The sequence below is a fragment of the Kribbella sp. CCNWLW201 genome, from assembly GCF_037203805.1.
Taxonomy (GTDB): domain Bacteria; phylum Actinomycetota; class Actinomycetes; order Propionibacteriales; family Kribbellaceae; genus Kribbella.
The window spans coordinates 103651-116346 of the sequence record NZ_JBBCBQ010000011.1 but is presented as its reverse complement, the minus strand read 5'-3'; the positions used below and the strand labels follow the sequence as shown (position 1 = coordinate 116346).

6 protein-coding genes are annotated in these 12696 nt (G+C 63.9%); all 6 read right to left on the bottom strand.

Features of this window, described 5'->3' with window-relative positions; all coding sequences use genetic code 11:
- Positions 1–275 precede the first annotated feature (275 nt).
- A complete protein-coding gene (locus V9K99_RS34955) occupies positions 276–950 on the bottom strand; it encodes a Hint domain-containing protein (RefSeq protein WP_337009546.1) in 675 nt (224 codons plus the stop codon).
- 34 nt (positions 951–984) lie between these two features.
- Positions 985–1512: an RHS repeat-associated core domain-containing protein gene (locus V9K99_RS34950; protein WP_337009545.1), complete on the bottom strand. Its 528-nt coding sequence runs from the start codon at positions 1510–1512 to the stop codon at positions 985–987.
- A gap of 575 nt (positions 1513–2087) precedes the next feature.
- The gene (locus V9K99_RS34945; protein ID WP_337009544.1) at positions 2088–2402 is read right to left on the bottom strand and encodes a hypothetical protein; all 315 of its coding nucleotides are present in this window, start codon (positions 2400–2402) and stop codon (positions 2088–2090) included.
- Positions 2403–2442: 40 nt separating this feature from the next.
- Positions 2443–2787 carry a hypothetical protein gene (locus tag V9K99_RS34940; protein ID WP_337009543.1) on the bottom strand — a complete coding sequence of 115 codons (345 nt, stop codon included), beginning with the start codon at positions 2785–2787 and terminating at the stop codon, positions 2443–2445.
- A 334-nt stretch (positions 2788–3121) separates the two neighbouring features.
- On the bottom strand, positions 3122–4084 hold the full coding sequence (locus tag V9K99_RS34935) for a hypothetical protein (RefSeq protein ID WP_337009542.1): 963 nt from the start codon (positions 4082–4084) through the stop codon (positions 3122–3124).
- Positions 4081–12666, bottom strand: a complete 8586-nt coding sequence (locus tag V9K99_RS34930) for a DNRLRE domain-containing protein (protein WP_337009541.1) — start codon at positions 12664–12666, stop codon at positions 4081–4083. Before V9K99_RS34930 ends, V9K99_RS34935 begins: the two co-directional genes overlap by 4 nt.
- Positions 12667–12696 lie beyond the last annotated feature (30 nt).

Sequence of the window (12696 nt, the reverse complement as noted above, 5' to 3'; positions counted from 1 at the left end):
CCATTTGGACTCGGGACGATGGTAGCTGCCCGCGCTTGGATGATACTCCCGTCCGGCATAATTACCTGCCCCAACCCGTCCGGAATGCGCACCGACCTGGGCCTGGCTCCTTCGACATGGAGTCCCTTCAAGAATTCTGCAGCGGCGTCATTGTCCAGCCACTGACCTTGCTGATTCCCAGTGCTACGAGCGCGATCGGTCATAGCCTTCGTGTTCTTCGCCCCGGCACCATGAGTCGTGAATGTATGGCCCCACGTTTTCACGCTATTGGAGGCTCAGTTTATGCATCTGTTGTTGTGCACGAGCACTGGAGTCTGACCCGCCAGCACATAGTACGTGTGGAGATCGTCGACGGTGAGATTGTAGGCGGTCAGGTCCTGCTCGCTGATGCCTACGCTCGCGACCGCGATACGACGACCGTCGGCGCTGACCAGGATGTCGCCGGCAGTGAGGTCAATCGCGTCGATCCATGCGCCCCGGTTGGCGACCCAGAAGGGGTGGCGGTCGGTGGCGTCGATCGTCGTCCCGTTCGCGAGCCGGACGGCAACCATCGTGTGCGGTCCGGAGTGGCGGATCAGGTCCACGACCTTGCGTGGCCCGCGCTCCCCGGAGAGCGGGTCGGCTGCCATGACCATGTCGCCGAGTTCGATGTCTTTGATCGGCCTTTTGGTGCCATCAGCCATGAGGACGAGCGTGTCGCCGGTGAAGCTGTTCCCCACTCGGCAGGCGTCGGCGGCGTTGTCTGAAAGCCTTCCAAGCTTGCCGACCTTGAGGGGTGTCAGCGACGCGGCTGTCCACGCACATGGCGTCAGCCCGAAGTTCGCGGCGCAGTCCCCGAGATCCTTCCCGCCAGTGAGTTCGGCGAGGAGTTCCAGGTATTCGGGCAGACCAGTCTTGTCGAACTCTTCCGCTGCGAGCCTGAGCCCAGCGATGGCTGGGTTGACGCCCATCTGCGCGACATCCGGATGGCCTGCTGCTCTTGGCTCACGCCCGCTGGCAGGCCGAGGGACTCATTGATCTCTCGACCAACGTCATTGGAACCGGGGTCGTGCTGCCACCGGTCGAGCCGGTAGTGCCTGGCGCCGTGATAGTAGGCGTCTCGTGGGGTGCGAACCGGTCGTCGCCTTCCTCGATGGCGTAGTGGCCGGTGAGTTCGATGCGGCTGATGGGGTTGCCGCCGGCGAACACGTAGCGGTTGGCGTTGCACGGGTCGAATCCCAGCGCCAGGTCCTTCAACGCGCCGTTGTACATGTCGCGACTGAGGAACCGGTTGAGGCCTGGGTTGTATTCGCGAAAGCCCATGTCGTAGGTGCCGGTGGCGCCGTCGAAACGCTTGCTGTTGAACCGGTAGGGGTTGACGATGTCGGCGTCAGCAGCCGGGTCGTCCATGATCGCGTCGTCGCCGGTGATGCCGGTTTTGTCGGCCTGGCCGTAGGCGATGTAGCGGTACGTCGACGTGGTCTGGCCAATGGTCGCGTCGGTCAGGGTTTCGACGTCGCCGTGCGGGTTCACGCCGTAGAACGACTTCCCCGACTCGTGCCGTCGGCCCGGGGAGCCGACCAGGCAGAGATTTCGCCGTTTGCACCGTCGCCGTAGGACATGGATACCTTCAAGGCCCCGGTGCCGTCTCGCTCGCTCCTCCTCGATGGCGAACTGGTCAGCCAGGCAGAGGAAGGTGTAGTGGGTGCTGACCGACGCCGCTGCGCCGACCTTCTCCGGCTACGACGTCACCCCGGTCTAACGCGTCATTGGTCTGATTCCGCGTGAACAGCACCGTGCCTGCAGGGGCGAACTTCTGCTGACGGACCAGCCCGTCGTACACGATGACTCGTTGCTCGCCTTCCCAGCCCACCACCTGCGGCCCCCACCTCGGCAGAGCCACCCGGCAGCAAATAGTCCAACTCCACCCGAATCCCACGCGCCGACTTCAGCCGGGGTCGCCTCGTCCGCCGCCGACATCACGTCAGTCATCCCCTGCGCTATTCCCACGGCGTTCCCTTCCAAATCGCGTACCCCGCGAACCCCAGAACCGCTAGGCAGGGAGACCCGTCAACCACGCAGGATACTGGGTCACCAGCATCGGGAGGTCAGTCGCCGATGAACACTAGACTCCTTTGCGGCTTGGCGCGGCTAACCTTGCAGAGCCTTAACAACTCCACAACGAACGCGTCAGCGACACTCGCGGACTTCAAGCATGGCGCTGCCTTCTGAATCTCATTTTCCAGCAGCTCACACTGAAGATAATTCAATGACGTGTCACCATAGGGATCCAATGTGCCCATTATCGGAAAATCAATCGACCGGAATCCAGACCGCACGGGGTTGAAATTCTTGTCGGCAACTACCTCCTCCACGATCAGCCCATTCTCCTCAACGACTCTAACCAAGAACACCACAGCCATCTACTCTCTCTACCCAGTCAACTTCTGTCTTTCCGGTTCCCTACGGCGCCCCTGGATGCATGGTTGCAAGATCTCCGAACTCGAGGAAGTCATCCTCGTACGTCTCGCGTCCGCCGGTACGAATCACCGTATAGATACTGGTGTCGACGCCATACACGTCTTTTCCAATGACCCTGCCTGCATCGATGACATACTCGATCCGGCCTGTGTCTGCCTGACGTCGACCGATGGCAGTCGTTGTCCTTTGAGCCAGCGCGAGCAGATCTTCTCCTTGGCCAAATATCGACTTGCCAGCACTCAGGTTACCGCCAGGCATGTGGCGTGGAATCACGTGCTGTTCGATGCGGTACGCATCCTCCTCGATGCAAAGATTGTGAACCAACACAGGCGAACCACCAGCGATGACATAGTACGTGTGGATGCCGTCGACGGTGAGGTTGTAGGCGGCGGCGACGTGCTGGGAGCCGGGGCCGGATGCCGATGACGCGTACGAGTTGGCCGCTGGGGGTGAGTAGTTGGTCGCCTTGGTCGAGTTGGTCAGCGCGTTGGAACTCGTGGTCGGTGGGCCGCGTCAACGTCGGCGTGCGGGCCGCATCGAACTTCTGCTGACGCACCAGCCCGCACCTGGTCCCCGCATCCCTTCCCAGCTATGCCAGCATCGCATCGACGCGACGATCAGATCGCGCATCAGGTCGAATGTGCAGACCAACAGGGAAGGGCTAGCGGCGTGGGGCCTCGTAGATCAGCTTGAACCGGTTGAAGTCGTCTGGCCAAGGCGCGTCTGCGGGCAGCACCGGCGCCAAAGCCTCGAACACCTTGCGGACCGCCTCACCCTCGTACTCCGACAACCGCGGCGTCGCCTGCACCACGGCCCCGCCTGACGGCAACTCGATCGCGCTCGCAAACGCTCCACTCCTGCGGACCGCCTCGATACCACCCAACCGCTGCAGAACGCCGGCCGACGTGACCGTCACCCACGAATAGCCCCGGACCTGGGAGTCGGACAGCGGCAGCGTTTCGTCCGGGAAACTCGCTCTCATAGCCTCGAGCGGCGTGCGCGTCCCGGCATCGATCGCGTCATCGGCAAGGAATCCAAACACCGCCGGCCATCGCTCGGCCTGCGCGAGCAGAAACTCCCGCCATGCCTCAGGCACCTCGTCCGGAATCGGAGCGGTCTCCCCCAACGTGCCCACAGCGTAGGTAGCGTCCAGCCGCAGCCACTGCCGCGCTTCCGGAGGACGTTGCCGGTAGGCCGAAATCGTCAGACTCGGAGTCCCAGCATGACCGAACCTGTTCAAGGTCGAGAACTTCGCCGACATCTCAACAGACACATCCGCCGCCTGCGCCAAGAACCGTTCCCAGTTCTTCGGCGACCAGGCACGCAGCGACTTCGACAACCGCCGCTCGCCCTGGCCGATCACCAACAACGAACACCACCGCGAGCCAACCGGCCCAAACGGTCCACCCGCCGGATCACGCAACCCCTTCGACGGCAAACCTCCTGCCGGCAGCGCGGCCATAAACTCACCCGCAAGCCGCTCCACCGCCGCCGTGAACCAGTCCACCACCCGCGGCCCCACCTCGGCAGAACCACCCGGCAGCAGATAGTCCAGCTCCACGCGAAACCCACGCGCCGACCTCAACCGGGTCGCCTCGTCCGCCGCCGACATCCCACCAGTCATCCCTGCGCCATCCCCGCCGGTGTTCCCTTCCACAGCGCGTACCCCACGAACCCCAGAACCGCCAGTATGCCGCCGGCCGTCTGACCGGTCGTCTTAGGATCGAGTGTCGGCAACGACCGTGGTTCATCCTCCTCCTGCTTACTGAACGTCGAGTTCCTGACGCCCCGCAGCTTCACCGAGTAGGGATCGTCGCTGCCGTAGTCATACAGTTCCACTCCGGGCTCCTCAATCTTGGACTCGACGGTGATCAGCTCCTTCGGATTCGATCTATTAACTCTTTGTCGCGGAGCCAGTTTGTATCCGGCTTGCACCCTGTATCCGCTACCGAGCTTCTTCTGAAGATACGTGATGTAGTTGTCGACCTGCGCCTTCCCGTCAGCCTCGGCGTCACCCCCGCCATGCTTGACCTCCCAGATCCACACATCACGCGGGCGACCATCGGACCTTGCCGGGCCAACCTGCACCACATCTGCGTATCCGTTCTTATCACCGGGATTTGCAAACGACCCACCCGGGATCGAGTTGTCCGTCCGAGAGGTCGTAACTACTCCCCGCTCGGGACGCTCCAACCGGATTTGGTCGGCGGTCGCGTCAACGGCGGTCTCGTGCCGTTCGGTCCACACATCCCAGTAACGGGCCTTGTCCCCGTTCTCGAGGATGGCGTAGTGGCCGTCGAGTTCGATGCCGGTGATGGGGTTGCCGCCGGCGAAGGCGTAGCGGTTGGTGTTCCACGGGTCGAATCCCAGCGCCATGTCCTTCAGTGCGCCGTTGTACATGTCGCGACTGAGGAACCGGTTGAGGCCGGGGTTGTATTCGCGGAAGCCCATGTCGTAGGTGCCGGTGGCGCCGTCGAAACGCTTGCTGTTGAAGCGGTACGGGTTGACGACGTCGGCGTCCTGGTTGGCGTTGCCGGTGATGGCGTCGTCGCCGGTGGTGCCGGTTTTGTCGGTTTGGCCGTAGGCGGTGTAGCGGTACGTCGACGTCGCCTGGCCGGTGGTCGCGTCGGTCAACGTCTCCACGTCACCGTGGGGGTTGACGCCGTAGTACGACTTCTTCGTCGTGGAGGTGTTGACCGGGGTGTCGACGAGGGAGAGGTTTTCGCCGGCGGCGCCGTAGGCGTAGGACTTGGAGACCTTCCAGACCCCGGTGGTGTCCTTTTGTTCTTCGATCGCGACCTGGTCGGCGAGGCCGACGAAGGTGTAGCGGGTGCTGATCGACTGGGCGGTGCCGACCTTCTCAGACTGGAACGTAACCCGGTCGAACGGGTCATAGGTCTGGTTCCGGGTGAGCAACGCCGTGCCGGCGGAGTCGAACTTCTGCTGGCGGACCAAGCGGTCGTAGCCGTCGTAGGCGTTCTGCTCCACCACCTGCGCACCGACATCCGTCGTCGTCGAGCGACCGAAGAGGTCATAGCGGTGGTTCATCGTGGTCGCGCCCGACACGGTCTTGACCAGGCGGTTCCGGTCGTAGGTCATCGTCGACGTCGTCGCACCGATCGTCTGCAACGTGACGTTGCCGGCAGCGTCGTACTCGTAGTACTCGTTGTCGCCCTTCTCCACACCGGTCTTCGTGATCCGTTGCAGCTTCCGCGACGGCGTGTAGACGTAGGCCGATACCTGGTCGATCGTGTCGGTCGAATTCGGGCGATCGATCCTCTCCACATCCTGGGAGCGGTCGCCGTCAGCGTTGTACCTCAGCGAATGCGACGACACGATCTGGTTGCCGTTGTTGGGACTCTTCTCCACCAGCGTCCGCAGCAGACCGTCCTCGTGGTACGTCTGTGTCGTGATGTTGCTGTTCGGCTTCGTCACCGTCGACCGCAGACCCCGCGGATCGTAGGTGTACTGCCACGTGTCCAAGGACGACGTCGGCGTCGCACCCGCCTTCACCGTATCGACCAGGTTCCGGACATCCCACGTGTACGCCGTGTACCGCGACACACCCGGATTGGTGCCATCAGCAATACGCTGGGCGTACGTCGACAACGGGTTCGAGTTCAGGTCATAGGTGTAGTCGGTCTTGCTCTTCTCCGCCCCACTCTTCAGCTCCTGCACCTGCGTCGTACGCGCCAAACCATCGGTGGTCACCTTGAACGTGTCGGCCAACGCATTCGGGTTGTTGTCCTTGACCTCCGTCTGCTGACCATTGGCGTCGTAGCTGTAGGTGAACGAACGCGACTCCACCGGGTTGGTCGACACCAGCTTCACAGCATCGGCGACGACCACACCCGACGTCGCAGGCTTCAGTACGACGGTTTTCGCGACACCACCCGGGAAGCTGTAGTTGCCCAGGTTGATCCACGGGTTGGCCGCAGTACATGCCTTCTGGTCGACCGTCTTGGTCGCCGCGCCGGTGGAGTGGTTGATCGTGTACGTCGCAGCAGTCGTCGAGTCGGTCCGGACCGGGCAGCTCGCGTAGACATCGAACGAGCCAGCAACATCAGGCATCACCCGCCAACTGAAGCTGTCATTAGCCTCCGGCGTACCCACCGCAGCCGCGCCATGGGTCCGGTAGTTGGCGCCCTGTGTGTTGGTACCGCCCGTGACTGTCGCCCAGGTACCAGTGAGAGCCGTCTGCCAGACGTCGGCGTTATCCATCACGTCGACCGGCTGCTGGGCAGCGGTGTCAGAGCGCGACTGCATCGCGCCATCGGGGTAGAAGCCCCACGACTGCGTGCGCTTGGCGTCATCGCCCGGCACGGTCATGGTGCGATTCGTCTGCTGCCCGAGCTGGTTGTAGTCGTAGTTCGTGTTGATCTGCCACGGGTCCGTGGTGGTCTTGATGTCGCCGGACTCGTAGTAGGTGAAGTTCGTCCACTGCGTGCCCGAGCTACCGAACGTCGGCTCGGACTGCGCCTTGATCTCGCCGGTTGAGAAGTACTGGATGAACGTACTGGACGGCGTCTTGTAGATCGCGTCCGCGGCGTTGAACGGGCTCTTCTTCTGGACCGGCCGGTTGTTCTTGTCGTAGACGGTCTCGGAGTACAGGCCGCTCGGCTGCGTCTGACGGTTGACGTTGCCGGCCTCGTCGTACGTCAGCCTGGTGACCCGATCCTCCTGATGCGCCCCGATCGGGGTGTGCGGGACGTGGATCGCGATCGGCTGACCGGCTTCGTCGTACTCGGTCCACTTCCTGTGACCCACCGCGGTGATCTCAGCCGTCACCAAGCCGTCAGCGTCGTACTCCTTCTTGCTGGTGTACCCGGCCGCGTCGATGACCGCCGTGACCCTGTGGTTGAGGTCGTACACCATCTTGGCGGTGTAGTCAGTGGCCGGAGTCGCATTCTTGTTCGGGTCAATCTCGGTGATCTGGTTGCCGACCAGGTCGTACTCGAATGTCGTCGTCGGCGTCTTCGTCGAGCCGTCGGTGTCGACGAACGGCGTCTCCACCTTGAGCACCTGACCGACGCGGTCATAGCTGTACCTCGTCACGAAGTCGTCAGGCGTGGCGGTCGAGGCGACGCCCTTCGGCGCGGTCTCGATGAGAGGGCGGCCCAGCGCGTCGTAGGTGTAGGCGATCTGGCGGCCGGTGGTGTTGTTGTCCGGCAGGGTCTTGGTCAGGACGTTGTCGGCGGCATCGAAGGTGTACGACGTGACCGCACCGTTCGGCGCGGTCTCCTTGGTGACGTTGTCGTTGAGGTCGTACTCCGTCGCCTTGGTACGCGTCTCGGTGCCGTTGTACGGCGTCGTGATCGCCTTCGGGCGGCCGAACGCGTCGTACTCTGCCGTGGTGACCCGCGGGAAGTCGTCCTCGACCCGGATGACGTTGCCCCGGTCGTCGTACTGGAAGTCCGTCTCCGCCAGCAGCGGATCAATGATCTTCCTCGGATAGCCGTTGGCGTCGTAGGTCTGGTACTGGGTCACGTTGCTGCGGGCGTCGGTGGCCGTCGCCAGCGTCCCATTCGGGTTGTAGTTGTACGTCGGGCCGTAACCGCGACCGTTCTTGACGGTCTTGACGTTGCCGTTCGCGTCGTACGTGAACGTGTCCGTGCGACCGGCTGCGCTGGTCTTGGACTTGAGCACGGTCGGGCGCGCACCAGTGGTCAGGGTTTCGTAGGTCAGCACGACGCCGGGCAGCCCGTTCTTGACGGCCATCGCGTCGCGGACCTTGAGCGGATATCCAGTAACTGGGCTGTACTCCCACGTCGAGACGGCACCGTTGGGCTCCTGGAGCCGGATGACGTTGTGGTCGCTGTCCCACGCCAGCAGCGTGGACTTGGTACCACCCGATGCGTTCTGGTTCGCATCCAGGATGCTGGTCGTGCGGCCGTAGCCGTCCATCCGGTACGTCGTCACCGACGGCGTACTCCCGTTGACATCGGTGACCGTGGCGACGATGTCCTTGGCGACGGATCCGTCCGGGTCGGCGTACGAGAAGGTCGTGTTGTTGCCGCGACGGTCGGTGTAGTTCTTAGGCCACAGGGTGTACGTCGAGTTCTCGGTCGACGTGTAGTACTGGACCTTGGTCTCGGCGTTCCGGGGATCCTTGATCGAATTCAGCTTCGCGTTGCCGTTGGTCGACGTGTCGGTGTAGCCGAGCAGGAAGCTCTTCACCGGCGCACCCGCCCCGAACGTCTGCGTCGCCGGGTCGAACGAGCCGCCGTCCTCGAGCTTGGTCAGCTGGTGCGACCCGTTGTAGCTGAACTTCAGCGCCCGGCCGGACAGGTCCCGGATCCAGACGAGTCCGGCGCTGTCGTATCCCAGCGTCAGCACGATCCGTGCGGACGCGTCGGTGACGGACGTCAGTCGGCCGTTGGTGTCGTAGTTGAACGACAGGGTGTTGCCGTTGCGGTCAACGACCGAGGTCTGCCGACCGGTGTCCTGGTTGAAGTAGAACCGGGTGCCATCGGGTCGGCTGAACACCCACTGATGAGCCGCGTCGGCGGTGAGATCACGCTTCAAGTCGAGTGACACGCCCGCCGGTCGCGTGTAGGTCAGGAGACTGGCCGACTCGGTCGCCAGCTTGTACGTGTGCGTCGTACCGTCTCCGTCGACAAACGTCATCAGGTTGTTGACGCTGCCTCCGCTCGGCACCGAAAGCCTGCTGCCCAGCCTCGTCAGCGTTCCCGGCTGCACGGAGAAGCCGAAGCCGGCGCCTGCGTCAGTGACGTCCATGCTGTTGTAGGCCAGCCGGACGAATGCCGACGGTCCGATCGACGGGTTGGACATCGCGTCGTACGACCACACTGCGTTGCCGCTGTACAGGTTGGTCAGGAACTGCGAACCTGCGCCGGTCTCCTCGCCGGTGTACGACAGGAACTTCTCCAGACCCAACTGGTTGGACGTCGGATCCTCGACGTACCGGTCCACACACAGGAACCCAGTGGTGACGACGGCACAGCCTTGGGTCGGCCGGGTGGTGTTGGACGACGGCGGATTCGTCTTGGAGAACCAGTCCGACCCGGTCCACAGGTCCAGGTACAGGTCGTACGCCAAGCGCTTCGTCCCTGTGTCGGAATTGATCGGAGTGCGGATCGGAAGCGTGAGCGGCACTGCCTCCCCCGGTGCCAGCGCTTTGTCGAGTGCGACGAAGTTGCGGTCGCCGGATACCGTGATGTCCGTCGTGCTGCCCGGCTCGGTCCAGCGGTACGACAGCTGCAGACCTGCGGGCCAGGTCGTGTTGGACGTGTTCGTCACGATGACTGGTGTTTTGATGGTGGTGCCCGGCACGAACCGCTCTGGGATCTCCTCGGCCTCGTAGGTCTGGGCGTCGTTCTTCAGCAGAGACTCGACCCAGAGGCGCGGGCGGAACAGGCTGTCCGGGGACTCACTGTTGGTGATGCTGAGCAGTTGCTGACTGGCCGGCTCGTCGCGCGTTTTCAGCACGAAACCGTGATTGTCGCCGGGGTTGGCAACCCATGCCTGGACCTTCGCGGTCAGACCGGTCGAAGCGAACGTCAGCCGCTGCGGGTCATCGGTGGGAGAAACGGAGCCCAGCTGCGTCGACTCGTAGTCACCGCCAGGTGTGGTCCAGTCGATCGTGGCGTCGGCCTGGTTCCAGGTTGCCTGCCCCTCGACGAAGTTCCGGGTCAGCGCGTGCAGGTCGAAGTCGGCCTGGCCGCTGCCGGATCCATAGTTGGAGTACAACTCCACCCGGGCGTCGGTGACCTTGGTTCCCTGCTTGATCGCCCTGGTGTCGAACGCGAACACCGCGCGCTCGTCGCCGTACGTCGGATGGTTGTTTCCGACCTGCAGCCAGTAGCGGGTGGTCGTGCCGCCGCTGTCGTCGGGACGGGAAACCACGAGGTCCGGGTGCAACGCGCTCAGCGTCGTGTCGGAGATGTCGCCCGAGAACGACCGCATGATTCGGCCCTCGCGTGGCGTCGTCACGGTCTGCACGTTCGAGGCCGCGCGGCCGTTCTGCGCACCGTCGCCGACTGTGCGCGCCACAACCCAGTAGTTGTACGTCGCCGGCTCAGTCGCCGTCGACGGATCCGCCGACTGATCGGTCCACGACGTCACGTCGGACGGCACGGTGCCGACGAGCTTCGGATTCTCCGGATCGCTGCCGTCGAAGTACTCGCCGACCGGGTCAGTGCAGCGTCCCGCAGGCAACGTTCGGCAGCCACGGAAGATCTGGTACTCGACCAGGTTGTCGTTCTCGCTCGTGGTCGGGTCGACGTACTTGTTCCACTTGAGCTCAGGGCCGTCTGCATTGATCGTCGACGGTGCCTCGAGGGTGACGCCGGGCTCGCCGTAGGTGACGACCAGGTTGGGGCGAGCAGCGGTCTCACCGCCGTACGTGTCCTCGCTCGCGCTGTAGTACAGGCCGCCGATAGGGCCGCTGGCGGTCTCGTCGACGGCCTTGAGCATCACCCCGAAGTTCTCCGCCGGGGTGTTCACCCACGACTGCACGTAGGTGCCGAGGGCGAACGAGTGCGACAGGTCGCGCTGGCCCGGGAGCTTCGTCTGAGTCGAGTATTCCGTCCAGCGAATCGCATCCGCGATCGGGGTAGTCGCCGTCGAACCCGCCTGGCGCGTCATCTTCACTCGTGCGGTCTTGTCCTGCGCGGTGTGCACCGTGCCCAACGAGTACCACGCCCCCGCCGCCGCACCGACCGTCTGATCCCACTGGGTGTTGAGCGTGCCCGTGTCACCGGTGATGGCGACTGCCGGCTTGCCGCGATAGTCCGCCTGGAAATAGAACCCTTCGACCAGGTAGTCGCCGGCGCTCGGCACCCGCGCATCCCAGGTGAACGAATCCGGCGGGGTGCCGTTGATACCGTGCGGCGCGTACGACAACCGGCCGCCGACCGCGCTCGTGTTGGCCTGGTCCTTCCACAGACCCTCGTACGACGTCGACGTGAGGTCCTGGTCGTCCACCACGACCCTGTTGGTGGCGTAGGTCCCGTTGAACGACGTGTTCATCGACGACCAGGTCGCGGTCGCCTCGGACCAGGCCTTGGTGGCCTTCACCGCGGCAAACGGCACCGTGGTGGCATCCGAGCCGAACGACGCGCCGTAGTGCAGGTTCAGGTCGGCCGAACGAATCGCCGTACCGGCGGGGATCATCGACGTGTCGAACTTGAGCAGGCCGCGCCAGGTGTTGCGGCTGGCGTCATCCCCGACCAGGACCGACGGATGTGTGCCGTACGTGGCAGCAGGGCTCGCCTCGGAGATCGACGTGTCCTGGGCCGCGGCCGGATCGGGTACGACGACGATCGTCGGGTCGATCACGACCGGGAAGACGCGCTCCTTCGCCTTCAGCCAGGCCAGATCCGGCTTCAAGGTGAGCAGCGACTTTCCGCCCTGCTGGGTGATCGTCTGCGTGATCTTCTCCGAATAACCGGGCTGACCGAGCCGGTTCTGCGCCGAGGAGTCGGACATGTTCGGCGCCGGGATCACATACTTCGGCAGCTTGTCGTCGGTCTTCTTGAAGAACCCGATCGACCCGTCAGGCTGCGCCTTCGCAGTGAGGCCGCTGGTGTGCAGCTCGAACGTGTACTCACTCGCCACATCGGCAGCCGTCGTGAGGACAACGTCCTCCTTCACGCCGGTGCGGGACACGTAGTAGCGCACATCCGCCGTACCGAACACATCAGCGAAGCCCACCGAAGAGCCCTTCACCGTCGGCGTCAGCTTCCGCCTTTCACCGGCCGCACCCAGACTGATCGACGCTCCATCGGCCTCAAAGGTCAGCAGCCGGTCGCTCGACTTCCCGAACCGCGACCGGAAGGAGTTCTTGGCGTTCTCGAACGAGTCCTCGCCCGCGCCGGCGGTGACCTTCGTGTCGATGTCCTGCCACTTGCCCTTGGAATCCTTGAAGTGCACCGGCTCCGCCGACAACACGGTCTGCGTCGTCCCGTCGGACATCACGTAGCTCTTCGACGACTCGGTCCGCTTCCAGTCCTGCTCGCGAACGCGAGCAGGCTTTCCGCCGGCCTCCACCGCGGCCGACGAGACCTTGCCCAGCCGAGCAGGTGCCGGCGGCGCGAGCGGACCCGTCACAGCGTTCTTCACCTGCGGTACGGCGGCTTGCACAACCTGCGGTGGATGCGCCAGCGCGGCTGCAGGCACCGCTACGGACGTGGGGAGGGACAGGACAAGGGCAGACGTCAGCAGCGTGCGGGCGGCGCGGCGCATCGACACTCCAGAAGTGGGCGGAAGAATTCG

Coding starts and splice junctions, on each gene's coding strand:
- V9K99_RS34955 (WP_337009546.1), bottom strand. CDS start 950: ATGGGCGTCAACCCAGCCATCGCTGGGCTCAGGCTCGCAGCGGAAGAG.
- V9K99_RS34945 (WP_337009544.1), bottom strand. CDS start 2,402: ATGGCTGTGGTGTTCTTGGTTAGAGTCGTTGAGGAGAATGGGCTGATC.
- V9K99_RS34935 (WP_337009542.1), bottom strand. CDS start 4,084: ATGACTGGTGGGATGTCGGCGGCGGACGAGGCGACCCGGTTGAGGTCG.
- V9K99_RS34930 (WP_337009541.1), bottom strand. CDS start 12,666: ATGCGCCGCGCCGCCCGCACGCTGCTGACGTCTGCCCTTGTCCTGTCC.